This is a genomic window from Devosia limi DSM 17137 (assembly GCF_900128975.1).
GTDB lineage: Bacteria > Pseudomonadota > Alphaproteobacteria > Rhizobiales > Devosiaceae > Devosia > Devosia limi.
The window spans coordinates 20,339-44,869 of the sequence record NZ_FQVC01000006.1; the positions used below are offsets into that span (position 1 = coordinate 20,339).

Annotated in this window: 23 protein-coding genes; 5 read left to right on the forward strand and 18 right to left on the reverse strand. The window is 63.5% G+C overall.

Features of this window, described 5'->3' with window-relative positions:
• Positions 1-9 precede the first annotated feature (9 nt).
• From BUA69_RS10725 to BUA69_RS10750, 6 genes are read right to left on the reverse strand one after another with little or no spacing between them, the layout of a single operon-like run.
• Positions 10-918 carry a carbohydrate kinase family protein gene (locus tag BUA69_RS10725; protein WP_046136978.1) on the reverse strand — a complete coding sequence of 303 codons (909 nt, stop codon included), beginning with the start codon at positions 916-918 and terminating at the stop codon, positions 10-12.
• Complete coding sequence (locus BUA69_RS10730) at positions 915-1,985, reverse strand: ABC transporter ATP-binding protein (RefSeq protein ID WP_046136977.1); 1,071 nt, start codon at positions 1,983-1,985, stop codon at positions 915-917. The genes BUA69_RS10725 and BUA69_RS10730 overlap by 4 nt, the downstream gene beginning before the upstream one ends.
• On the reverse strand, positions 1,985-3,493 hold the full coding sequence (gene argH, locus BUA69_RS10735; RefSeq protein ID WP_046136976.1) for an argininosuccinate lyase: 1,509 nt from the start codon (positions 3,491-3,493) through the stop codon (positions 1,985-1,987). Before argH ends, BUA69_RS10730 begins: the two co-directional genes overlap by 1 nt.
• Before the next feature lie 3 nt (positions 3,494-3,496).
• Positions 3,497-4,357, reverse strand: a complete 861-nt coding sequence (locus tag BUA69_RS10740) for a carbohydrate ABC transporter permease (RefSeq protein WP_046136975.1) — start codon at positions 4,355-4,357, stop codon at positions 3,497-3,499.
• Positions 4,354-5,286: a carbohydrate ABC transporter permease gene (locus BUA69_RS10745; RefSeq protein WP_046136974.1), complete on the reverse strand. Its 933-nt coding sequence runs from the start codon at positions 5,284-5,286 to the stop codon at positions 4,354-4,356. The genes BUA69_RS10740 and BUA69_RS10745 overlap by 4 nt, the downstream gene beginning before the upstream one ends.
• A 23-nt stretch (positions 5,287-5,309) precedes the next feature.
• Positions 5,310-6,551 (reverse strand): sugar ABC transporter substrate-binding protein, encoded by a 1,242-nt coding sequence (locus tag BUA69_RS10750; RefSeq protein WP_046136973.1) that lies wholly within the window; start codon positions 6,549-6,551, stop codon positions 5,310-5,312.
• Between the two features lie 209 nt (positions 6,552-6,760).
• Here BUA69_RS10750 and BUA69_RS10755 point away from each other — a divergent pair, with 209 nt between their 5' ends.
• Both BUA69_RS10755 and BUA69_RS10760 read left to right on the forward strand, forming a co-directional pair.
• The gene (locus tag BUA69_RS10755; RefSeq protein WP_046136972.1) at positions 6,761-7,996 is read left to right on the forward strand and encodes an ROK family transcriptional regulator; all 1,236 of its coding nucleotides are present in this window, start codon (positions 6,761-6,763) and stop codon (positions 7,994-7,996) included.
• Between the two features lie 192 nt (positions 7,997-8,188).
• Positions 8,189-9,823, forward strand: a complete 1,635-nt coding sequence (locus BUA69_RS10760; protein WP_046136971.1) for an aminotransferase class V-fold PLP-dependent enzyme — start codon at positions 8,189-8,191, stop codon at positions 9,821-9,823.
• 119 nt (positions 9,824-9,942) lie between these two features.
• Here BUA69_RS10760 and BUA69_RS10765 read toward each other — a convergent pair whose 3' ends face one another.
• From BUA69_RS10765 to BUA69_RS10780, 5 genes are all read right to left on the reverse strand, one after another.
• Complete coding sequence (locus BUA69_RS10765) at positions 9,943-12,450, reverse strand: PIG-L family deacetylase (RefSeq protein WP_052950771.1); 2,508 nt, start codon at positions 12,448-12,450, stop codon at positions 9,943-9,945.
• Between the two features lie 187 nt (positions 12,451-12,637).
• On the reverse strand, positions 12,638-13,114 hold the full coding sequence (locus tag BUA69_RS10770; RefSeq protein WP_052950770.1) for an ureidoglycolate lyase: 477 nt from the start codon (positions 13,112-13,114) through the stop codon (positions 12,638-12,640).
• Positions 13,115-13,127: 13 nt separating this feature from the next.
• Positions 13,128-13,295, reverse strand: a complete 168-nt coding sequence (locus BUA69_RS20970) for a hypothetical protein (protein ID WP_160300170.1) — start codon at positions 13,293-13,295, stop codon at positions 13,128-13,130.
• Positions 13,296-13,352: 57 nt separating this feature from the next.
• On the reverse strand, positions 13,353-14,306 hold the full coding sequence (locus BUA69_RS10775) for a MurR/RpiR family transcriptional regulator (RefSeq protein WP_052950769.1): 954 nt from the start codon (positions 14,304-14,306) through the stop codon (positions 13,353-13,355).
• 83 nt (positions 14,307-14,389) lie between these two features.
• A complete protein-coding gene (locus BUA69_RS10780; protein ID WP_046136970.1) occupies positions 14,390-14,953 on the reverse strand; it encodes a LuxR family transcriptional regulator in 564 nt (187 codons plus the stop codon).
• A 102-nt stretch (positions 14,954-15,055) separates the two neighbouring features.
• Between BUA69_RS10780 and BUA69_RS10785 the strand changes: the two genes are divergently transcribed.
• The 3 genes from BUA69_RS10785 to BUA69_RS10795 are packed head-to-tail and all read left to right on the forward strand — an operon-like array spanning position 15,056 to position 17,603.
• Entirely contained in the window at positions 15,056-15,769 is a 714-nt protein-coding gene (locus tag BUA69_RS10785) for a CoA transferase subunit A (protein WP_046136969.1), read from the forward strand.
• Positions 15,769-16,413: a 3-oxoacid CoA-transferase subunit B gene (locus BUA69_RS10790; protein ID WP_046136968.1), complete on the forward strand. Its 645-nt coding sequence runs from the start codon at positions 15,769-15,771 to the stop codon at positions 16,411-16,413. The genes BUA69_RS10785 and BUA69_RS10790 overlap by 1 nt, the downstream gene beginning before the upstream one ends.
• A gap of 11 nt (positions 16,414-16,424) precedes the next feature.
• Complete coding sequence (locus BUA69_RS10795) at positions 16,425-17,603, forward strand: acetyl-CoA C-acetyltransferase (RefSeq protein ID WP_046136967.1); 1,179 nt, start codon at positions 16,425-16,427, stop codon at positions 17,601-17,603.
• Here BUA69_RS10795 and BUA69_RS10800 read toward each other — a convergent pair.
• From BUA69_RS10800 to BUA69_RS10830, 7 genes are all read right to left on the reverse strand, one after another.
• On the reverse strand, positions 17,600-18,337 hold the full coding sequence (locus BUA69_RS10800; RefSeq protein ID WP_046136966.1) for an ABC transporter ATP-binding protein: 738 nt from the start codon (positions 18,335-18,337) through the stop codon (positions 17,600-17,602). The two genes, BUA69_RS10795 and BUA69_RS10800, sit on opposite strands and share 4 nt — an antisense overlap.
• Positions 18,334-19,182, reverse strand: a complete 849-nt coding sequence (locus BUA69_RS10805; protein ID WP_046136965.1) for an ABC transporter ATP-binding protein — start codon at positions 19,180-19,182, stop codon at positions 18,334-18,336. The genes BUA69_RS10800 and BUA69_RS10805 overlap by 4 nt, the downstream gene beginning before the upstream one ends.
• Positions 19,179-20,081 carry a nickel transporter permease gene (gene nikC / locus BUA69_RS10810; protein ID WP_082093986.1) on the reverse strand — a complete coding sequence of 301 codons (903 nt, stop codon included), beginning with the start codon at positions 20,079-20,081 and terminating at the stop codon, positions 19,179-19,181. The genes BUA69_RS10805 and nikC overlap by 4 nt, the downstream gene beginning before the upstream one ends.
• A 9-nt stretch (positions 20,082-20,090) precedes the next feature.
• On the reverse strand, positions 20,091-21,101 hold the full coding sequence (locus BUA69_RS10815; protein ID WP_046136964.1) for an ABC transporter permease: 1,011 nt from the start codon (positions 21,099-21,101) through the stop codon (positions 20,091-20,093).
• A gap of 90 nt (positions 21,102-21,191) precedes the next feature.
• Entirely contained in the window at positions 21,192-22,781 is a 1,590-nt protein-coding gene (locus BUA69_RS10820; protein ID WP_046136963.1) for an ABC transporter substrate-binding protein, read from the reverse strand.
• Positions 22,782-22,829: 48 nt separating this feature from the next.
• On the reverse strand, positions 22,830-23,417 hold the full coding sequence (locus BUA69_RS10825; RefSeq protein ID WP_160300169.1) for a helix-turn-helix domain-containing protein: 588 nt from the start codon (positions 23,415-23,417) through the stop codon (positions 22,830-22,832).
• A gap of 68 nt (positions 23,418-23,485) precedes the next feature.
• On the reverse strand, positions 23,486-24,451 hold the full coding sequence (locus tag BUA69_RS10830) for an NAD-dependent epimerase/dehydratase family protein (protein WP_046136961.1): 966 nt from the start codon (positions 24,449-24,451) through the stop codon (positions 23,486-23,488).
• Between the last annotated feature and the right edge of the window lie 80 nt (positions 24,452-24,531).

Here is a 24,531-nt window from a genome sequence, read left to right on the forward strand (position 1 = left end):
CGGCGTGGCTCAGGCCACGTCGTGCACCTTTGGCAGGCTGCCGGTACCGCCGGCCGCCTGGACCGAACGCATGCCCGCCTCTATCGCAGAGGCAAGGCACTTGTCCATATCGGCGCCCTGCAACCAGACATGCAGGAACCCGGCATTGAACGCATCGCCAGCGCCGGTGGTGTCGACAACTTCGACGACAGGCGAGGTCTGGGCGATAATTTTGCCCCCGGCGGCCAGCATGCCGCCATCGCCGCCGCATTTGAGCACGACGACTGGAAAATGCTTGGCGAGGGTCCGCAGGGCCTGTTCGGGATCTTCGCAATGGGTGAGCGCGCGGGCTTCTTCCAGATTGGGCAGGAAGACATCGACGCCGGCAGCCCGCTCGAAAAACAGCGGATCCTTGATCAGGTCCGCATCCCAGCTGGGATCGAGCGAAACGGTGAGGCCCCGACGCTTGGCAGCCTGAACGGCGCCCGGCATTTCGTGCAGGGTGGCATATTCGGCGATGTGCAGATGGGCCGCGTCGGACCAATCCAGCGCCGTCTCGAAGGACGCGGGCGCAGCATGGCCGGCACGGCGCGACAGGAAGGCACGTTCCTCGTCCTGCACCATGACCACGGTCAGCTGCGGGCCGGCCGAGGCGTGCAGTTCCAGGAATTGCAGATCGATGCCGAGGTCGAGCATCTGCGGCTTGAGCGCGTTGGAAATGGCATCGGTGCCAAAGCGCGCCAGGAGGGCCGCGGGACGGCCGAGCGCCGCCGCATGGGCCGCCGTGATCAGCGCGCCGCCGCCGGGGGTCAGCGTGAAATCGCGGGCGAACAATTCCCGGCCCAGCTCGGGCATGGAATCAAGGCCATTAAACACCATGTCGCAATAGACGCGGCCGAGGCTAAGAATAGCCCGGCCGCCCGAATTCGTAGAACTCATACCCGACCCAGTGCCTGCTCGGTTGCCGCATCGAAGATGTAGAGCGAGCCCGGCTCGGCGCGCGCCGTGATGGCACTGCCGATCTTGGGCACGACGCGGCCGGGAGCCGTGGCGATGACCGTGGTGCCGGCCAGCGTCATATGGACCAGGGTTTCCGAGCCGAGCGGCTCGACAGCGGTCACAGTGCCGGTCACGACGAGACCGCCACCCTGCATGTCGTCGACCACCAGGTCATGCGGGCGGAAGCCGACCAGCACATTGGCGTCCGCCGCGCCCTCGAGCCTGGGGCCATCCCAGGTGGCGCCGTCGATGGAAGGCGTACCGCCGACCAGCTTGCCGGCCACCAGGTTCATCGACGGGCTGCCGATGAAACGGGCGGTGAACACATCGGTGGGGTGCTCATAGAGATCGGTCGGGGTGCCGACCTGCAGGATGCGGCCATCGCGCATGACGACGATGCGATCGGCCATGGTCATGGCTTCGATCTGGTCGTGGGTCACGTAGACGATGGTGGTGCCGAGGCGCTGGTGCAGGCTCTTGATTTCCATGCGCATCTGGCTGCGCAGCTGGGCATCGAGGTTGGACAGCGGCTCATCGAACAGGAAGGCTGCGGGATCGCGCACCATGGCGCGGCCGATGGCAACGCGCTGGCGCTGGCCGCCGGACAGGGCAGCCGGGCGGCGATCCAGCAGCTTTTCCAGGCCGAGGGTCTTGCCGGCTTCCTCGATCAGGCGCTGCTTTTCGGCCTTGGGCAGCTTGGAGGTATAGAGGCCGAAGCCGATATTCTGGCCGACGGTCATGTGCGGATAGATGGCGTAGTTCTGGAACACCATGGCAATGTTGCGCTGCTTGGGCTCGCGCTGGTTGACGACTTCGTCGCCGATCAGCAGCTTGCCGCCGCTGATGTCTTCCAGACCGGCAATCATGCGCAGGGTCGTCGACTTGCCGCAGCCCGAGGGGCCGACAAACACGACGAACTCGCCGTCTTCAATGGTGAGGTCGATGCCATGGACAGCACGGGACTTGCCGTATTCCTTGACCAGACCTTGCAGTTCGATCTTTGCCATCAGGCAATTCCCCTCAGTGCTTCAAAACGCTGTTTCAAGAGTTGCGCGGCGGCCGACTGGCGCCGCAGAAGTTCGGTGTGGCGGGCGCCAAACCGGGCGGCACGATCGCGGTAGCCGGCGATGGCCTGACCCAGCGGCTCGGGCGCCGGGCCGCCGAAGCGGGTGCGCACGGCCACGAAATATTCCGGCGAGACCAGCTCGGCGAAGGTTGCCGCATCGATGCTGGTGGTGCGACCGGTCGCCTTGTCGAAGGCGGCGACGAAGGGCGCATAGCCATCGACGGGCAGGTCGCCATCCATCGCCACGACGGCACGGGCCACCGCGGCGGCAATCTCGTGGCCCTCGCGGAAGGACAGGCCTTCGCGGCGGACGAGGCTGTCGGCCAGTTCGGTGATGGTGATGCAGGAGCGGCGGATATTGGCGGCGACGCGCGCCGGATCGACCTTGACCTGGCTGATCAGGGCGGCCAGCAGGTCGAGCACGCGATAGGCCGAGTCAAAGGCCTGGTAGCCCATGGCCTGGGTTTCGCCCTCGCTGTCGTTCATGTCGGTGAACGGGGTGTTGTGCATGACGTCGAGCATGGCGCGGGCGCGGCCGAAGGTCTGGCTCGACAGGTGCCGCAGGTGCTCGATCGGCACCGGATTGCGCTTTTGCGGCATGATCGAGGAGATCTGCACCAGGGCATTGGGGACGTAGATCTGGCCGACTTCAAAGCTGGTCCAGAACTGCAGGTCCTGAATGGGCCGGCCGAGATGGAGGAACAGCAGCTCGATGGCGCCATAGGTGGCGGTGATATAGTCGACTGCGGCGATGCAGCTATAGGAGTTCTGCAGCGGGGCGGCAAAGCCCAGCAGTTCGGCGACGCGGGCACGGTCGATGGCGAAGCCGGAGGTGGTGATCGCGGCGGCGCCCATCGGGGACAGATCGACGATCTCATAGGCTTCGAACAGGCGCTCGATATCGCGGGCCAGCACTTCGGTCATCGCGGCGAGGTAGTGCCCGAAGGTGGTCGGCTGGGCCGGCTGGCCGTGGGTATAGGCCACGATCAGCGTCGCCTTTTCGCGGTCGGCGGCCTCGATCAGCGCGGTGTGCAGGGCCAGGGCCTTGCCGATCAGCACGTCGAGCCGGGCCTTGAGGCCAAGCTTGAACAGGGTGTGATCGATATCGTTGCGCGAACGCGAGGTATGCAGGCGCCCGGCCAGATCGGGACCGAGGCGCTGCTTGAGTTCCTTTTCGATGAGGAAGAAGAAGTCTTCCACCTCACCGGTATAGACGAGCTTGGTCGGATCGACTTCGGCATCGATGGCCACGAGCGCGCCAGCGATCTGCGCCGCCTGATCGGCATTGAGAATGCCGGTTTCGGTCAGCATGACCAGATGGGCCTGGTCGATGGCGCGGAACGCCTCGACATGGTGGTTCTTGGCGCCATCGAAGAGCGGCCGCAGGACAGTGTCCTTATAGACCGGATCGGGGAAGACGCTGGTATCGGAGAGACGAGGATCGGTCATGACTTAGCCCTTGAGACCGGCCAGCATCACGCCGCGCACGATATAGCGCTGCAGTGCCAGGAAGACGAGGAGCGTGGGAATGGTGGCGAGCGCAGCGCCCGTCATGATCATTTCCCACTGGATGGACTGTTCCACCGCAAAGCTCGAGAGACCAACCGGCAGGGTATAGAGCTCCTTGCTGGTGGTGACGATCAGCGGCCAGAAGAAGGCGGTCCAATTGCCCAGGAAGGTGAAGATGGCCAGCGCCGAGATCGCCGGGACGACCATGGGCATGGCGATCTTCCACCAGATGGTGAATTCGTTCAGCCCATCGACGCGCGCTGCCTCGAGGAAGTCATTGGGAACGCCTTCGAAGAACTGCTTCATCAGGAAGGTGCCGAACGCGGTCATCATGCCGGGGAACATGATGCCCCAATAGCTATCCAGCCAACCGAGCTGGCTCGACATCAGATACCACGGGATCACCAGCATTTCGGTGGGGATCATCAGGGTCGACAGGATGGCGAGGAAAATGAAGTAGCGGCCCTTGAACTCGAACTTGGCCAGCGTGTAGCCGACAAGGCTGTCGAAGAAGACGTTGGACACCGTCACCGCCAGCGCGATGAAGGTGGAGTTGAGGAACCAGCGCATGAAGCGGCCGTCCGACAGCACCTTGATGTAATTGTCCAGCGTTGGCGCGGCCGGGATCAGGCGCAGGTCATAGACCTGGCCCGCGGTCTTGAGCGAGGTCGAGAACATGAACAGCAGCGGGCTCACCATGATCAGCCCGCCGATGAACAGCAGGGTCCAGGCGATGATGCGGCCGGGGCGGATATTGAGGCGGTTGGCGGCGAGTTCGCCGGTGGGTGCAGTCACGGAGCTCATTTCTTTTCCCTCAACACCCACAATTGCAGCAGCGACACGCACAGCAGGATGGTGAACAGCACGACGGTCTGCGCGGCGGCATAACCCATCTGATAGGAGGAGAAGGCGGTCTGATAGATCATCAACACCAGCGGCTTGGTCGCATTGAGCGGACCGCCGGGGTCGTTGGTGGTCATGTTGTAGACCTGATCGAAAATGCGCAGGAAGCCGATGGAGGAGAACACGACGATGAACACCGTCGTCGGCTTCAGCAGCGGAATGGTGATCTTGCGCAGGATGGCCCAGTCACCCAGCCCGTCGATGCGGGCCGCTTCATAAAAGGTTGACGGAATGGCGCGCAGGCCAGCCATGAAGATGATGATCTGGAAGCCAAGGCCGGCCCAGATGGCTGGCACGAGGATGGTCGGCAATGCCTGGGTGGTCGAGCGCAGGAATGGCTGCTGCTCAAGCCCGATCGAGGACAGGATGCTGTTGATCACGCCAATCGGCAGCGGCTGATAGAACCAGCGCCAGACCCAGCCCATCGCCGCAGCAGTGGTCAGGAAGGGCAGGAAATACAGTGCCCGGATCAGGCCATGCATGAACCGCACGCGGTCAAGGTAATAGGCGATCAGGAACGACACGATCAGACTGACCGGCGTGCCGATCAGCAGGTAGAGGAAGGTGTTCTGGAAAACTTTCCAGAACACCGGATCGGCGAACATCTTCTGGTAATTCGCCAGACCGATGAAATTGGCTGGGCGCAAAAGATCCCAGTCGGTCATGGACAGCCAGAAGGCTTGCAGCGTCGGATAGAACCGGATGCCGGCATAAAACAGGATTGGCAGGGCCAGGAATGTCCAGGCCCAGATCACCCTTTTGGTGCTGATGCTGAAGCGGTCCCAGAGGCGCCCCCTGGCCGCCCCTTCAGTTATCGTATCCGACGCCATGTTCGTTCTCGCTTACCTGGAGCTTACTTTGCGGCTGCGTCGATGATTGCCTGCTCGGCCTGAGCGGCCTGTGCCAGGGAATCTTCGATGGCCTGGTTTTCCAGCAGCACGCGGTTGACCATGTCGACCGCAACCTGGCGCTGGCCAGCTTCGTCAACGAACTTGGTCGTGTGTGCGTATTCCAGGCCCTTCAGGAACGGGGCGCGGATCGGATCAGCCAGATTGGCGTCGGTCATCGCAACGTCGCGACGAGCTGGCAGTTCGCCAACCACGTTCAGCCAGATTTCCATCGCTTCGGGCGAGGAGATGTAGGCCAGGAACTTTTCCGCAGCGACCTTCTTCTCGCCTTCGGCTGTGGCGCCGATGGCGTTGGCGAAGTAGCTCGAATAGTTCGAACGCATGCCATTGGCATCAGCCGGCAGCTCGACCACACCCCATTCGAAGGGGTTGGAACCGAAGGCGCCGAGGCGGAAGGTGCCGTCGATGGTCATGGCAGCGAGGCCAGCGCGGAACGCGGCCTGGCCTTCGTCCATGAAGCCGACGACGCCGACTTTCTGCTCGGTCTGCAGGTCGGTGTAGAACTTGAGCGCGGCAGCGCCGGCTGCGTCGTTATACGCCACATTGCCTGCGTCATCATAGGGAACGCCACCGTTCTGGCGCACCAGAACTTCACGCCACCAATGGTGATCCTGACCAGCCATGTCCATGGTGATACCGGCCGAGGTGATGTTGCCGGCGCCATCGCGCTTGGTGGTGGCTTCGGCAGCAGCGAGCATCTCGTCCAGGTTTGCCGGTGGGTTGGCAATGCCAGCCTCGTCGAACAGGGCCTTGTTGTAGAACAGCGCGAGCGAACGCACGGCGGTCGGCAGACCATAATAGTCTTCGCCGCGCTTCATTGCCGAAACGATCGGGAAGAAGTCGGCTTCGATCGCATCATGCGGGAACACTGCGGGATCGAGCGGCTGAATGAGGCCACCCGAAACGAAGGTGTCGAGCCAGCCGTAGAACAGCTGCACAACATCGGGGCCCTGGCCAGCAACCTTGGCCGCGACAACGCGGGTCTGGTAATCGGCGTAAGGGAACGTGGTGTGCTTGACGGTGATGTCCGGATTGGCCGCTTCGAAATTGGCGATGAGCTGATCCATCGCCTGAACGCGGGTCTCGAACACATACTGCCAGTATTCGATTTCGACGGCCTGGGCCGAGCCCAGAGCCAGGAAGCTGATGCCGGCTGCAAGCCCGGCAAGTTTAGCCTTATTGCGCATGAATTCCCTCCAATTCGCCGGCCTGTCGCTAGGCGACTGCACTACCGGCATTCTCCAGCCAGCGGCGGGCCAACCCCACCATTCCGGCAGTTTGAAGGTCATCTAACTGACACGCCTTTGTCAATAACATAATCTACTTGCGTTATTTTTGTCCCGCTCTAGTGTTTTGGTCGCGGAGTGTGTAGGCGAGAGCCGGGGAGAACACATTGATGACCAGCCAGGACAAGCGAGGCATGCGCCAGCGCGTGGCGATCGGCAGCAATCCCGAACGCAACCGCGCCCATAATCGCCGGGTGGTGCTCGAAGTTATCCGCCTGCACGGCCATCTCGGCCGCACCGACATTGCGCGACGCGCGCAGCTGACCCCCCAGGCAGTGGCCAATATCGTTGAAGAACTGCTCGATGACGGGCTGCTGATCGAGCTGGGGCGCCTGCGTTCCGGCCGGGGCCAGCCGCCGATCCAGTTTGCGGTGAACCCCGATGGGCCGCTGACCGTGGGCGTCGAGATTGCCGCCGACCATATGGTAACGGTGCTGCTCGACCTGTCGGGCGGACTGCGGGCCCAGGCGATCAGCCGACTGGAACGCACCGACCCCGACTTTATCCCCGGCCATGTGGCCAGCGAGGTCGAAAAACTGCAGACCATGGTGGGCGCGACGCCAACGCGCCTGCTGGGCATTGGCGTGGTGATGCCCGGTCCGTTTGAAATTGAAGGCATGAGTTCGGTCGGCCCGGCCACCCTGCCCGGCTGGACCGGCGTGGACGCCGCCACGCTGATCGCCAAGGCGACCGGCGAACATGTAGTGCTGGAAAACGACGCCACCGCCGCCGCGGTCGGCGAGCGCCTGTATGGCGCCGGGCGGCAATTGGGCAATTTCTGCTATCTGTATTTCGGTGTCGGCCTGGGCCTTGGCGTGATCCAGGAGGGTCGGCCGCTGCGCGGCGCTTTCGGCAATGCCGGCGAAATCGGCCATATCGGACTGGTGCCGCGGCGCGGCAAGGCTATCCATGGGCCGGAGGGGGCGCTGGAGCGCTTTGCCTCGGTCTATGCGCTGCGCGATCATCTGGCAGCGGCCGGCATCGCAGCCACCAGCGTCGAGGATATACAGGCGCTGCACGACGCCAATAATCCGCATCTGGCAGCCTGGATCGCCGTGGCCGCCGATTATCTCGCCCCGACCGTGGCGATGATCGAGAATATCTTTGACCCCGAGGCCGTGGTGTTTGGCGGCGGGCTGCCCGATTCCGTGCTCGACGCGGTGATATCGGCGCTTTATCCGCTGCCGATGTCGGTGGCGACGCGCAGCGCGCGAGCCAGCGAGCGGGTGTTGCGCGGGCAGACCGGGCAGTTGACGGCAGCGCTCGGCGCGGCAGCCCTGCCGCTGCTGGAGACGGTGTCGCCGCATCTCAGCGTTGGCCCTGCATCGGCAGGCCCAGCCGGCTAGGCCCGGCGCAAAGCACCCGATTTTCCGGACGAAACCAGCAACGCAATCACGGCGGTGGTTTTGGCGCTATGGTTGGGTGGTTTTGCTAATTATTGGATTTTATTTAGCACATATTTCTACTTTTTATCCAGCGCGCGCCATATTTTCCTTTTACCCTGTGGTCAGACAAGATTGCGGTGAAGGAGCCCTGAAATGCGCGATGTGGAGCAGACAGCAAGCCGGTTGATCGATCAGGTCGCGGCGGCGGTGGTCGGCGCCAGCCATGCCGTTGCCGGGCCTTTCGGATCGCGTCGGCTGGTTTATGCCGATTATACCGCCTCCGGGCGCAGCCTGCAGTTCATCGAGGACGCGATGGCCAATCGGGTGCTGCCCTATTACGCCAACACCCATACCGAGACCTCCTATACCGGCATGCAGACGACGCGGTTTCGCGAACAGGCGCGGCGGGCAATCCGGCGAAGCGTGGGCGCGAGCGAACAGCATGCGGTGATCTTTTGCGGCTCGGGCGCCACCGCCGGGGTCAACAAGCTGGCCAGCATTCTGGGCCTGCGCAGCAATACATATGCCGGCAGCGACAGGCCGGTGGTGTTCGTCGGGCCCTATGAGCACCATTCCAACGACCTGATCTGGCGCGAATCATGCGTCGAGCTGGTGCGGATCCCGCTCGATGAAACCGGCCATCTCTGCATGGGGACACTGGCGGGCGAATTGCTGAGGCACCGCGACGCGCCGATGCGGATTGGCAGCTTCTCGGCGGCGTCCAATGTGACCGGGGTGCGCACCGATATGCGGGCGCTGGCGCAATTGCTGCATGAGCATGATGCGCTGTTCTTTGCCGATTACGCGGCGGCGGCGCCCTATGTGGCGATTGCCATGTCGGCCTCGGCGCCCGAGGCCAATGACCATATCGACGCGATCTTTTGTTCGCCGCACAAGTTTGTCGGCGGGCCCGGGGCGTCGGGCGTTCTGGTGGCGGATCGCAAGATCCTGGCATCGGCGGTGCCCAGTGTGCCGGGCGGCGGGACGGTGGCTTACGTCAATGCACGGATGCACCGCTATGTCGCCGATGCCGAGCGCCGCGAGGAGGCTGGTACGCCGGCGATTCTGGGCGATATCCGCGCCGGGATGGTCATGCAGCTCAAGGCCGATATCGGCGCCGAGCGGATCGAGGCGCTGGAAGCGGCCAATGTGGCGCGGGTGCTCGACGCCTGGGCGGATGAGCCCAATATCGAGATCCTGGGACCCAGCAGCACCGACCGGCTGGCGATCTTTTCGTTCAATATCCGGTCGGGCGGGCGCTATCTGCACCCCAATTTCGTGGTGGCGCTGCTCAATGACCTGTTTGGCATCCAGGCGCGGGGCGGATGCTCGTGCGCCGGGCCGTATGCGCATGACCTGCTGGGAATCAATGACGAGAAGGCGGCGCGCTATGATGCGCTGATCCAGGAAGGGCTCAGTGCCTATCGGCCAGGCTGGGTGCGGCTGAATTTCAACTTCTTCCTCGATGCGGCAACAGTGGAATTCATTGTTGCGGCGGTGCGGTTCATCGCACGGCGCGGGGCGGAGATGCTGGCCTATTACGGCTGCGATCCGGTCAGCGGGCGCTGGCGGGTCACGGGCACGGCAATCGAGCCGGCGTTTGGCTTTGACGATCTCTGCGACTGGGGCAGCAGTGATGCGGCAGTGGCAGTGGATTACCCCGATTTTGCAACGGCGCTTGCCGAGGCCGAGCGGCTGGCGGATGCGGCACAGCCATGCCGGGCCAGTGCGGATGCGGTGACCAGCAATCCCGATCGGTGGTTTGCGCTGGCGGGCGACGCCGCCTGAACCAGACTGCATGGCGCATAAAAAGGCCCCCGATCCAGGATCGGGGGCCTTCTGGTTTCCGGCTATTGGGAGGCGCCGAAAAGCCGACCCGCGACGGAGGCATCGCGGACCGGAAAGGTTTAGCGCCGGGCCGGCTGGGTCAGGTTCGCCAGGAGGCGGAAGGCGCCGGGGGTGAGCTTGTCGAGCTGATGGTGCAGCACGAGGCTGGTGTGGGTATGGCGGCCCTCACCAATCTCGGCCGACATCAGCGAGCCGAGCAGCGGCTCTTCGCCGGCATCGCTCATCGACAGCAGCGGCTTGTAGACCTCGTCCCATTCGGAAACGAAGTAGAGGCCACGCTCCTTGTCCCAGTTCGCCCAGTCTTCTGGACCAATGACGTTGGGGTAGTTGAGCAGCGGGTGATCGGGCTCGAGCGCCGTCACTTCGGCCTTGGCATCGGTGACGCGATAGCGGATCGAGGGCGAACCGATCTTGAGGAAGGCCAGCGGCACGGTCTCGGGATCCCAGCCGTCGGACGGACGGTGGTAGAGGGTCACCAGGTGGCCGCCATTGTTCACCCATTCATGGATGCCCGGGAGAGCAGCGACCAGATCCTTGCGGCGGCCGAAGGCGAAGATGCCGACGACGATGGTGGTGAGGCCACGATAGGCGCCCGCCTCGATATCGGAGGGGCTGAGTTCGACGAGATCGAGACCCAGACGCTTCAGCCAGATGGCGACATTGTCATTGCCCGAGCCGACATAGCCCACCTTGGCGCCTTCCGGCAGAGCGGCTTCAACCGACTGCACCGGGACCGATACCAGGGTCGGGACGACCGACTTGCCGATATGGGGATAGGAGAAGGTGTTGATGGCGTAGGCCGGCTGATCCAGGAGGCTTGGCTCGATGGCGATGCGGGTGGTGCCCAGATCGGCAGGCGGGGTCAGCTCGAACGTGCCGGCTTCGCGGCCGGTTTCGCCGGTTGCCGTCATCGACCAGCCTTCAGGCAGGTTGAAATCGAGATCGGACGTGGTGGCGCCACCAACGACGGCGGTCATTTCCACCGGCTCGAGTTCATTGACGGTGTTGAGAACGACGGCATCGGGCTTGAGCTCGAGCGAAGCGGCCGGGATGACGCGCAGGGCATCTTCCAGGTCGATATCGAGCACCGCCGTGCGGCCGGCGATCTCGGCCGTGAGACGCACAAAGGCATCGCCATTGCCGCCAAGCGGATCGAACTGCTCGGTCAGCGGATTGGTCAGCACGGCATCGGCGGCGACGGTGACCTTCTGGCCATCGGCATCGTCAACGCTGGTGAGACCTTCGCGGCCGATGACCGCAACCGACTTGACGACCACGGCTTCGGGCGCATCGACCAGGGTCTTGACGATGACGTCCTCGCCCGGACGCAGGTCAGCACCATCGGTATAGGCGCGGACATTCATGCCGGCGGCAGTGGCCAGCACCAGGTCGACCTCCTTGACCTTGCGGTCGAGGCGGTGGGCAACGCTATCGACCAATTCGGCCGGCAGCTGAGCGCGGGCAGTGTCGATGGCAGCGCCGACTTCGGCGATCTTGGCGAGCACGACCGCCGGATCACCATAATCGGCGATGGCTTCATCGATGAGGCCCTGAGCGGTGCGCAGTGCGTCGGCAGCAGAGGCGGGCATGCCATCGAGTTCGGCAATGTGGCCGACGGTGGCGATGAGGCCTTCACGCATGTCGCTTTCCGGCTGGCCGGCTTCGCCCTTGGCCGTCCAGGCCAGGTTGAGCGCCCATTCGGTCTCCGGATCAGGACGCCAGCGGCCCATGCCCTGGGTCAGATGGCACGACCGCGACCATTCACCCATCTGCGGGAAGGTTGCGCCCGAAATCGGATCGCGCTCCGGTGCCTTGACCACCAGCGTGGTCGGTGGGGGTGGGGTTTCGTCGTCATAAACGCCGCCGCCACCGCCATAGGCCGGCAGGTAGATCTTGGGCACCGACCAGGGCTTGAGACCGGCAGCGATCTGATCGGGGAATTCCTGCGCATTGCCCGACAGTTCGGCCGTGACGAAGGTGGCGACGTTGGCGGCGCGGTGATGACCGTGCTGGCCGCCGACATCGAGGAAGCAGTTCATGATGACGTCGGGACGGTAATAGCGGAAGGCCCAGGTCATGCGTTCGATGACGCGATCACGACCCCAGCGATCGATGGTGGCATTGGGGTCTTTGGAGAAGCCGAAATCGTGGACACTGTCATTATGGCCCTGGCCGCCAAAAGCCAGCGAGGCATCGAGCGAGCGCGAGGCTTCGGTCATTTCACGGGTGCGCAGCACGCCGAGAACCGAACCGCGCTCCGGGCCGATAGCGTTCTGGCCACCTTCGCCGCGGGTGATGCAATAGAGCACCGGGCGGATGCCATAGACGTGGCGGAGCGCTGCCAGCATGCCGCTTGGCTCATCGTCCGGGTGGGCGCCGGTGGTCATCAGGGTGACGGTGGACGTCAGGCGCTCGAGCTGGCGATACAGCTTGACGATTGCCGGTTCGCCCTTCTGGGCTGCGATCAGCTCCAGGTTCGACGCGGGCGCTGCCCAAGCCGGGATTTGCGTGGCCGCCAGCACTGGCGGGACGGAGGCGATAAAGGTTCGCCGGCTCATTCGTGTCATCGAAAGATTCCTCTCATTCCCAACCCAAGGCCCGGCAAAAGCCGGGAAAACCTGGGCTCTCCCAAGGCACATGACATGCCTATGACGGAACTATGGAAGGCCGATTAACTTAACTCAAGTGTGTTAATCAGCTTATTTCGAAGACTTTAGTTTTAGCACGAACGGAGCCGACGACGCTGCGGCGAGACTAGAGCGAAACGGTAACCGGGGTCTCCAGCTGGTGCAGAATGCCATCATCGCCGGCATCGGCTTTCCACATCAGCATGCCGAATTCGGCCGGCCTGTCGAGCACGGTCAGACCAGCGTGCCAGACATTGCGGCCGATGCAGATGGCATCCTCGGGGCCGGCGATGAAGGCGCGCGCGCCGGACATGTCGGGCGTGCCATCGGCAGAAGTTGGCGCGACGAGAACCAGCCAGCGACCGGCCTTGATCGGCAGGAAGCTCTGGGTGGAATGGGCATGGCGTTCCAGCGCGGTGACGGTGATGGCCGTCTCGGCAACCGGATTGGGGCAGAGAATGGTGAAGGCGTGATGGCCGGGCACATCGCCGACCTCAAGGACGGGCGCGAAGACGGTCGCCTGGCGGTCCGGCGCGGCCAGAATGGTCACATAGGGCGCGATGGCTTCGGCGGTGAGCTGCTGGGCAATCAGGGTCTGGGTCATGGGATGGTTCCGGTTAGTTCAGTCGCCTGAAGCCGCTATGGCAGACTGGCCCCTTGAGCAAGGCGGAAATGTCGCGGCCGTTTTCACATTGTGCAACCCGGCCGAAAATCGGATCCAGCGCATCGAAGTAACCGGCGACGATATCGGGCGTGTGCTGGGTGCAGACATAGACGGCCGGCAAGGGCCGGCAGGCCCGACGTGGTGATGGTGTGGCGCGTGCCATCGCCGGGTGAAGTGCCTATTCGTGCGGCTTGATGGTTTTCATCAGGATGGTGGGATCGGTCGAGGGCGAGGGAATGGCGATGCCGATGCTGGACACGGTGTAGCGGACGCGGCGCAGGGTTTCGCGCGCGGCTGGACCGCCGCGATAGGCGACACCGGTGGCGATGGTGTCGATGACGCCCATATGGGCGTAGCGTGAGGGCGTCGGGATCAGCACATTTTCGTCCTCGTTGATGACAATGGGGATGACCACATCGGCCACGCGGGCCAGGGGGCTGTCGGGCCGCGTGAGGGCGATGGTTCTGGCCCCGAAGGAGCGGGCGATCTCGACAGCCTCGGCCACCGGCTTGGAGCGACCGCTATTGGAGATGGCGAGAACGGCGTCACCACGCGACAGGGTCGCGGCGGACATGCGCTGCTGGTGGCCGTCGATATAGGCGCTGACGGGCATGCCAATGCGGAACAGGCGCAGCTTGGCGTCTTCAACGAGACTGGCCGAGCCACCGCCCTGCCCATAGATATCGATGCGGCGCGCAGTGGAGAGGATATCGATGGCAGCGCCGACGGCGGCCGTATCGAGATCATTGAGGCAATCACGCAAAGCCGACATGGCCCGGCTCATTACCGATTGCGCCAATTGGCCGATATCGTCGGAGAACTGCCGTTCCGGGCGCAGATAGGCAGCGGCCACTGTCAGCGTGGTGGCCAGCATTACCTTGAATTCGCTGAACGAGGCACACCCGACGGAGCGGCAAAAACGGGTGACGCTGGGCTGGCTGACGCCGGCGCGCCGCGCCAGTTCGGCAATAGTCATGCGGGTGGCTGCGTCGTAATCGCTGCGCACGGCCACGAGGACCTGATGCTCGGCGGGCGACAGGTTCTCCTCGACCCGCTGCATGCGCGAGACCACGTCGATAACTTCCGGATTGAGCGAGCGATGCGTGGTCTCGGCTTTTTTGCTCTTGGTCATGCTGGCTCCGGAAGGATGAGGACACGCTGAAACATAATTTCACTCGCGGCACTTGGCTAGCGACCTTGAGGCCGCATCGCCCGTCAGGTCAGCGAAAACCAGGCGACCAGTTCGGCGGTGTTGCGCACGCCAATGGCACGGGTAAGGCGGAGGCGATGGGCTTCCACCGTACGTCTGGAGAGACCGAGCTCGGCGGCGATGACAGCATTGGTTTTGCCCTGGGCGACGAGGCTGAGGATCTGACGCTGCCGATCGGTCAGGGTCATGGTGGCGTCGGTTACGGCCCGGTTCATCGGCTCGAAGCAATAGATCGCCTGCGCAAACGGGTCATCCTGATCGCGTGAGCGACCATTGACCCGACACCAGAAGCGATGGCCCTGCGCATCGGCCATGATGCGCTCGTCATAATAGACCTGACCGCCGGTCAGGTGGTTGCGCCACATCTCGCCGGTGCGGACAAAATCGGCCAGTTTGGGATAGAGCCGGGAGAAGCTGCGATCGATCAGATCGTGGCGTTCGAAGCCGAACAGATCGGCAAATTCGCGGTTGCAGTCGCGGATGATGCGGTGTGTGGCATAGACCATCGGCACGGGAATTTCGGCCAGGGTGAAGCGCTCGACCGGTGCATCGGGTTCATGCTGTGTCATATGGTATAAATACGACTAACTGCGGTAGCGCGACAAGCCTTAGCTATTTGCAACATGGCCGATCGGAACACCGACGGCAGGGCGTGACGCGAGGAGGCCGAAGTGCAAAAAGTCTATGCGGGCGCGGTGGAGGCCCTGGCGGGCCAGCTGGCTGATGGCATGGTGGTGATGTCGGGTGGATTTGGCCTTTGCGGCATTCCCGAAGCCCTGATCGAAGCGGTTCGCCTCTCGGGCGCCAAAGACCTCACAGTGATTTCCAACAATGCCGGGGTCGACGGGATCGGGCTCGGCAAGCTCCTCGAAACGCGCCAGATCCGCAAGATGATCTCGTCCTATGTGGGCGAGAACAAGCTGTTTGCCCAGCAATTCCTGTCGGGCGAACTGGAGCTGGAATTTACCCCGCAAGGCACGCTGGCCGAGCGCATTCGCGCCGGTGGCGCGGGCATCCCGGCGTTTTTCACCAAGACCGGCGTCGGCACGGTGATTGCCGAGGGCAAGGAAGTGCGCGAGTTCGATGGCGAGCTGTTCGTGATGGAGCGTGGGCTCGTCGCCGATGTGGCGCTGGTGCATGCCTGGAAGGGCGATAGCGAAGGCAATCTGGTCTATCGCAAGACGGCGCGGAACTTCAATCCGATGATGGCCAGTGCCGGCAAGGTGACGATTGCCGAGGTCGAGCATCTGGTGCCGACCGGCGAGATCGAACCCGATCAGGTGCATACGCCCGGCATTTTCGTATCGCGGATCGTGCATGTGCCCAATCCGGTCAAACATATCGAACAGCGCACGGTGCGACCGCGCCAGGAGGAGGCAGTCTGATGGCCTGGACGCGTGAAGACATGGCGGCCCGCGCGGCTGCGGAACTGCGTGACGGCTACTACGTCAATCTCGGTATCGGCATTCCGACGCTGGTTGCCAACTATATCCCGGCGGGGATCGATGTGCGGCTGCAGAGCGAAAACGGCATGCTGGGCATGGGCCCGTTTCCGCTGGACGGCGAGGAAGACGCCGACCTGATCAATGCCGGCAAGCAGACCATTACCGAACTCGACCTGACGAGCTTTTTCTCCAGCGCCGACAGCTTTGGCATGATCCGGGGCGGCCATATCGACCTGTCGATCCTGGGCGCCATGCAGGTGGCCGAGAATGGCGACCTGGCCAATTGGATGATCCCGGGCAAGATGGTCAAGGGCATGGGGGGCGCCATGGATCTGGTCGCCGGCGTCAAGCGTGTCGTCGTGGTGATGGAGCATGAGGCCAAGGGCGAGCCCAAGCTGCTGAAGGCATGTACCCTGCCCCTGACCGGGCAGCGCGTTGCCGACCTGGTGATCACCGATCTCGGGGTTTTCACCATCGCCCGTCGCGGCGAGACGCGCATGGTGCTGACCGAACTGGCGCCGGGCGTCAGCCTTGATGAGATCACCGCCAAGACTGAAGCCAGTTTCGTCGTCGGGCTCAACTGAGGGGCTTTGCCATGAGTGATATTGTCATTGTTTCGGCAGCGCGCACGCCGGTGGGCTCGTTCATGGGAGCGCTGGCCAGCGTGCCGGCGCACCAGTTGGGCGCCGTGGCGATCGGGGCGGCGCTGCAGCGGGCGGGCGTTGATCCCGCTAGCGTGGATGAAGTGATCCTTGGACAGGTGCTGACGGCAGCGCAGGGGCAGAACCCGGCGCGGCAGGCAGCAATGGCCGCAGGCATGGGTCACGCGGCGACGGCGTGGAGCCTCAATCAGGTCTGCGGCTCGGGACTGCGCGCTGTGGCACTCGGCATGCAGCAGATTGCGCAAGGGGATGCAGGGATCGTGGTGGCGGGCGGGCAGGAATCGATGTCGCTGTCGCCGCATGCGCAATATCTGCGGACGCCGACCAAGATGGGGCCGGTGACGCTGGTCGATACGATGACCGTTGATGGTCTGATCGACGCGTTTGGCGGCTATCACATGGGGATCACCGCCGAGAACGTGGCGCGGCAGTTCGGCATCGACAGGCAGGCGCAGGATGGGTTTGCACTGGAGTCGCAGGTCAAGGCAGCGCAGGCGCAGGCGGCGGGGCGGTTTGTGGCCGAGATTGCTCCGGTCACCGTCGCCGGGCGGAAGGGCGAAGTGATCGTCGATGCCGATGAGTATATTCGCACGGATGCCAATGCCGAGGCGCTGGCCAAGCTGCGGCCGGCATTTGACAAGGCGGGTACGGTGACGGCGGGCAATGCATCGGGGATCAATGATGGCGCGGCGGCGCTGGTCTTGATGCATGCCGACGAAGCGCAGCGACGCGGGCTGACGCCGCTGGCCCGGATTGCTTCCTGGGCGACAGCGGGCGTTGATCCGGCCTTGATGGGAACCGGGCCGATCCCGGCTTCGACCAAGGCCCTGCAAAAGGCGGGCTGGCAGGCAGCCGATCTGGACCTGATCGAGGCCAATGAGGCGTTTGCGGCGCAGGCCTGCGCGGTCAATCAGCAGATGGGCTGGGACCCGGATCGGGTCAATGTCAATGGCGGCGCCATTGCCATCGGCCACCCGATTGGCGCATCGGGCGCGCGCATCCTCGTGACACTGCTGCATGAAATGGGCCGTCGCGGCGCCCGCAAGGGTCTCGCGACGCTGTGCATTGGCGGCGGCATGGGCGTAGCGCTTTGCGTCGAGGCTGACGCCTAAAGCGCGCTCGCGGCGAGGAAGTCGCGGGTATAGGCCTCATTGAGGTCGCGGTTGCGGAGTTGCTCGCGCGTCAGGGTTTCGACCACCTTGGCGTGCTGCATCACCATCAGGCGATCGCACATATAGGACACGACAGCCAGATTGTGGCTGACGATGGCGAAGCTCAGGCCAAGCTCCTGGCGCAGGCGATTGAGCAGGTTGAGAATCTCGGCCTGGATCGACACGTCGAGCGCCGAGGTGGGTTCATCGAGCAGCAGCAGCTTGGGCGATAGCGCCAGGGCCCGGGCGATGGCAACGCGCTGACGCTGGCCACCGGACAGCTCATGGGGATAGCGATAGGCAAATTTGCTACCCAATCCGATCAGATCGAGCAATTCCATGGTGCGCGCTTCGGCATTGGGGAGGCCATGGATGCGCATGGGTTCAGCGATGGCGCGGCCAATCTGGTGGCGCGGGTGGAGCGAGGCATAGGGGTCCTGGAACACCATCTGCACATGCTGGGCAAATTGCCGGCGCGGGGTCTTGGCGGCTTCCAGCCCATCGACCTGCACTGTGCCGGACCAATCGCCGACCAGCCCCATAATGGTGCGCAGGATGGTGGACTTGCCGGAGCCGCTTTCACCCACGAGGCCAAAGCTTTCGCCCGGAGCCACGGCGAAGCTGACATTGTCGACGGCGGTGGTGGCGCCGAAGCGGACGGTGAGGTTTTCGACGGAGAGAATGGGCCTGGTCATAATTGCGTCGCCCAATCGGCTTGCCGCTGCAGGATCGCCAGCGGCTCAAGCGGTCCGTCAATGGTGGGAAGGCAGGCCAGCAGCCCGCGGGTATAGGGATGCCGGGCCTCGTTGAGGCGACCGGCCACCAGCGTCTCGACGATCTGGCCGGCATACATGACCAGCACCCGGTCGCAGAAGCGGCTGACCAATTGCAGGTCATGGCTGATGAAGATCAGACCCATCTGACGGCGGGTCACCAGTTCATCGAGGATCGACAGCACCTGCAATTGCACGGTGACGTCGAGCGCGGATGTGGGTTCGTCAGCGATCAGCAGGTCGGGCTCGCGCACCACCATCATGGCGATCATCACCCGCTGGCCCATGCCGCCCGAAAGCTCGTGCGGATAGCGATCGAACACCTGCTCGGGATCGCGGATATGCATGGTGGCGAGAATATCGAGCGTGGTGCGGCGGGCGGCATCGCGGCTGATGCGGCGGTCACCGATGCGGATGGCTTCGACGATCTGTTCGCCGACCCGCATCACCGGATTGAGCGAGAATTTGGGGTCCTGCAGGATCATGCCCATACGACCACCGCGCAGCTTGCGTCTCGTGCCGCGGGGGGCTTCGAGCAGGTCGATATCGTCGAAGCGCAGCACATCGGCCTGCATGCGGGCATAGTCAGGCAACACGCCGAGCAGGGCGCGGCCAGAGAGGCTCTTGCCCGATCCGCTTTCGCCGACCATGCCGAGCTTTTCGCGGCCAAGGGTGAAGCTGACGCCGCGCACGGCCTCGTGCAGCGAGCCGTCCTCGGTGGGAAAGGCGATGCGCAGGTTTTGGATTTCGACGAGCGGCCTGGTCATATGCGGGCCTTCAGATGTGGGTCGAGCAGGTCGCGAATGGCATCGCCCAGAAGGTTGAAGCCGAGCGAGACGATGAAGATGGCGAAGCCGGGCACCGTCGCCACCCACCACTGATCGAAGATGAACTTGCGACCAGTAGAGATCATGGCGCCCCACTCGGGCAGCGGCGGTTGCGCGCCGAGGCCGATGAAGCCGAGGCCGGCGGCGGTGAGGATGATGCCGGCCATATCCAGCGTCATGCGCACGATGACCGAGGACATGCACATCGGCATGATGTGGAAGAAGATGATGCGCATTTCGGACGCACCGGCCAGCCGCACGGCATTGACGTAATCACTGTTGCGGACGGCCAGCGCTTCGGCGCGGGCCATGCGGGCATAGGGCGGCCAGGCAGTGAGGGTGATGGCCAGAGCAGCGTTGACGATGCCCGGTCCAAGTGCGGCAACAAAGGCCAGTGCCAGCAGCAGCTTGGGCACGGCGAGGAAGACGTCGGTGACGCGCATGAACACCACGTCGAGCCAGCCGCCATAGGTGCCCGAGACGACGCCGATGAACAGGCCGATCGGCGCGGCGGTGACAATCACCAGCCCGACGATCAGCAGGGTCAGGCGCGAGCCATAGATGACGCGGCTGAGAATATCGCGGCCCAGCTCGTCCGAGCCCAGCCAGAACTCGGGACCAGGCGGGGTCAGGCGCGCCTGCAGATTGGGCAGATAGGGATCATGAGGCGCCAGCCAGGGTGCGAAGGCGGCGCAGAACAGCAGGATGACGATGATGGCGAGGCCGAACATGCCCAGCGGATTGCGGGAGAAGCGGCGGCAGAAACTGACGACCTGCTTCCACTGCGCGGCCCGCGCGGCGCTGCCGCCGATGATTGTCGCCTGGTCGATTGTGCTCATCGCCGGCTCCTAGCGGGTACGCGGGTCGAGCGTGGCATAGAGCACGTCCGACAATTGATTGAGGAAGACGAAGATGGCGCCGACGAGGAAGGTGCCGCCCAGCACTGCGTTGATATCGCCGCGGAACAGCGAGGAGGCGATGTAGCTGCCAATGCCGGGCCAGCCGAACACGGTTTCGATCAGCACCGAGCCCTCGAGCAGGCCGCCATAGGAGAGGGCAATAATGGTCACCAGCGGGATGGCGGCATTGCGCAGGGCGTGGCCGAGGACAACTTCAAACTCGTTGGCGCCCTTGAGGCGCGCCGTCAGCACATATTCCTGGGTCAGCTGATCGAGCATCAGCGAGCGGGTCATGCGCGAGATATAGGCGAGGCTGAAATAGCCGATCAGTGCCGCCGGCAGGGTGATGTGGCTGACCGCGTTCCAGAACACCTCCCATTCGCCGCGCAGGGCGCTGTCGATCAGGATGGAATTGGTGATCGGCTTGACGATGCCGACATAGAAAACGTCGATCTGGCCGGGGCCCGAGACCCAGTCGAGCTTGAAATAGAACACATAGAGGCCAACGAGGCCGAGCCAGAAGATGGGCACCGAATAACCGATCAGCCCGATAATGCGGATCAGGTGATCGGGCCACTTATCGTGCCAATAGGCCGAGGCGACGCCGGCGGGCACGCCAAGCACGATGCCGATAAACAGGCCGATGGTGGCTAGCTCAAGCGTGGCCGGAAAGAAGGTCAGCAGATCGCTGAGAACGGGGCGCGTGGTCGTGAAGGAGGTACCAAAGTCGCCCTGCAGCAGCTTGAGCGTATAGGTGGTGAACTGCTCCCAGATCGGCTTATCCAGCCCCAGGGCGAAGTAGACCTTGTCATAGGCTTCCTGCGTGGCCTTTTCACCGACGATGGACAGCACCGGATCGATCGGGATGACGCGGCCGATGAAGAAGGTCAGCGCCACCAGCCCCAAAAGGGTGACGGCCACTGTTGCCAGCCAGGAGGCGACGCGCCCGAGACGGTGCACATTATCTGTTGCTGAAAGCGCCACCGGATACCCTTGAGGCTAAAGAAAGAGACCGGCACGGCGGACAGCGCCGCCGTGCCAAAGCATGGATCAGTCCTTGGTGACGTTCCAGTAGCGGTCGTCTGACAGGGTCAGGCCGAGGACGAGACCTTCGACATTGGAGCGGATGGCGACGCGGCGCACTTCCTGGAACATGTAGAGGAAGGGCGAGGTGTCGGTGTGCTCGACCTGGATTTCCTCGTACATGGTGCGGCGGGCTTCGGTGTCGTTTTCGCGCAGCGCCGCCATGGCGCGGGGCGACAGATCACCGGCATCCCAGCCGAAGCGATCGGCAAGGCTCTGCGAGCCGTCAGGTGCATCCTCGGCATTGACCGCAAAGGCCTTGGCGTTGGAGTGGGGATCCGGATAATCCGGGCCCCAGAGGCCGACCCAGACGTCGAGGTCGGCGGCGCGGTAACGCTCGAGCCATTGCTGGCCATCCACGACGAGCAGGTTCAGGTTCACCCCGACCTGCGCCATGGTGGCCTGGACCGCCTGGGCGAAATCGGTATAGGGCGGCACGTTCCAGACCACGGCATCAAGGGTCACCGGGGTGCTGACACCACTGGCGGCGATCAGTTCCTTGGCCTTTTCGATATCGAGCGAATAGGGCGTGTAATCGGAGGCACCGAGGAAGCCGGCAGGCACCAGCGTCTGGTGGACGTCGATCGTGCCCTGCCCGATGGTCTGGGCAATGCCGTCATAGTCGACCAGATACTTCATCGCCTTGACGAAATCGGGATTGCTCAGCGCCTCGTTACGAACATTGAGGCCCATGTAATAGATGACGCCGGAGCTGCCATCGAGGGTCTTGACGTCGGCATTGGCCGAGATCGAGGCATGGTCATCGGGTCCGAGCTTGTTGGCGATGTCGATGTCGCCCTTTTCCAGCAGCAGGCGCTGGGCGGCGCTTTCGGGCACGTGCTGGAAGAAGACGCGCTCGACGCCGGGCGTTTCCTGCCAGAAGTTGGGGTTGGCCGACAGCAGGATGGACTGCTTTGGCTCCCAACGGGTCAACTCAAAAGGACCCGATCCGGCCGAATTGCCCTGCTTCAGCCAGGCATTGCCCCAATCGCCATCCACCTCATGCTCCTTGACCAGGACGCTATCGACGATGCCGCCGACATAGGATGAGAGGGCATAGAGCACGAACGACTCGGCATAGGGCTGACCGATGGTGAAGACAAAGGTGCTTTCGTCTATTGCCTTGATGCGCTCTTCGACATTGTCGCTCGAGATTTCAAACTGCGTCAGCAGGAAGGCAGAACGCGAGGCCATCGCCACGACGCGGCGCAACGAATATTCGACGTCGAAGGCGGTGACCGGATTGCCCGACGCGAATTTGGCATCGGGGTTCATCGTGAAGGTGAAGACAGTACCGTCTTCGGAGACTTCCCAGCTTTTCGCCAAGACGCCGAAAATCTGGGTCGGATCCTTGACGTCGAAGGTCACCAGAGGCTGGTAGATCTGCTTGGCGGCCATGATGCCACCGACTTCGCCGACTTCACCGGGATCGAGCGTGATCACGTCGTCAATTGCGTCGGCAATGACCAGGGTATCGGCGGGCGTGGCGGCAAAGCTGACGCCGGTCAGCATGGTCATGCCGAGCAGGGCTGTGGCCAGGGTCTTGGTTAGTCTCATCGGGGTTCTCTCCTCAGGCAAATTCGGGGCCGCGCGGCATCGCGGCGCTCAGGGGGCAGGTGAATATTCGGCGAAGAGGCGCAAGGTGCCGACCCACAATTCAGTGGCGACAACATCGCCGATATTGCGGGAAGCATGGGGGCGCGAGGACTTGAAGTGCAGCGTGTCACCCGCCTGCAGCCGATATTCGACGCCCTCGACTTCGTAGGCCATGGCACCGGCGATCAAGTAGACGAATTCCTCGCCCTCATGGCGCATCACCTCCGACGCAAAGCCGGGGGGGACATGGGTGATGCAGGCGTTGAGCTTGGCTTCGGCAAAACCGGGTTCGAGAAACTCGTACATCGGCTCGGTCGAGCCGAGGCGGAATTTGGAGCGCTGCGCAGCGCGCGTAATCGCGTGGTGATCGCGTGCCGGAGCCAGCGACAGAAAGCGGTCGACGCTGGTTTCGAGCGCCTTGGCAACGGCATAGAGCGAGGCCAGGGAGGGGCGCGAAATATCGCGCTCGATCTGGGAGATGAAACCAACGGTCAGCCCGCTGGCTGCGGCGACTTCCTGCATGGTGAGGCCAAGCTCCTTGCGGCGCAGCCGCAAGCGCATGCCCAAGCTTGGCTCGGTCGTATCAGCCTTGACCACCGCATCCCCCATGAGCCCGATTTTGGGGCTTCAGTTTTAGTCAGACTAAACAGAAGCCCGAAGCGGCGTCAATGTCCAAGAGGAGCATAGGAAGCCAGCGTGCGGCGCAGCGCGATATCCTCATCGATCAGCTCGGCAAAACCCAGATCGGCGCGGATGAAACTGGTATCCAGGGTGAGCGGATAGCGCAGGTCCATCGCATCGGCGCGGTCGGCCCAGACGCCCTGCCCCGCCGGCGCGGCGACCACCGCACTATCGATATCGAGGATGGCCAACAGGTGGGTGGCCCATTGGGCGGCAGTACGGACGATATCCTGCCCGACATTGTAGGTCTTGCCGCTGGCCCTGGGGGAGAGCGCCGCCAGCACCATGGCCTCTGCCACATCCTCGACATAGCCGTAGGAATTGGGCCAGCCAAAGGCCCGCTCATCAATGGCGAAGGGTTCGCCGGGCCTGGCATTGTCAACGACCCAGCCGAAACGGCGCTGCTTGTCGGCGACACCAAAGATCATCGGCGGGCGGATCACGACCAGGTCGAGATCGGCAGCGGCCGCAGCCTCCTCCAGCACCAGCTTGTCGTAATTGTCGAACAGGTCTTCGCTGACGCCCTGGGGGCGCCGTGGATTGCCGCGATAGGGATAGCGCATGTTGCGCAGCGGCGCGTCTTCGCTGGCGGGCGCCGGCCGGATGGGCGGTGTCTCCTTGCGGAGGAGACCGGCATAATTGGCATAGACATCGACCGAGCTGGTCAGCACGTAGCGGGCGCCTTGCCGAGCAGCGGCATTGATGACCGGCTGGGTATTGCCCAGGCTCAAAGCGAAGATATCGATGACGACCTTGACGTCATGGGCGCCGAACACCGCGCGCAGGGCGGCTTCATCGGTCCGATCGGCGTGGGCGATCAAAACGGCTTCGGGCAGGTTCGCCGGCTCGTTGCCGCGATGAATGACCAGCGGCCGCGCGCCGTGCGCGAGCAAGCGCAAGGCAACATGGCGCCCCAGAAACCCGCTGCCGCCAACAATAGCTACCGTCACCTGACCACACCCCGCTTTAGCACCGCTAAAATGACGTGTTTATCCGGGCAAGTAAAGTAGGCCGGTCTGCCGGTTCAACG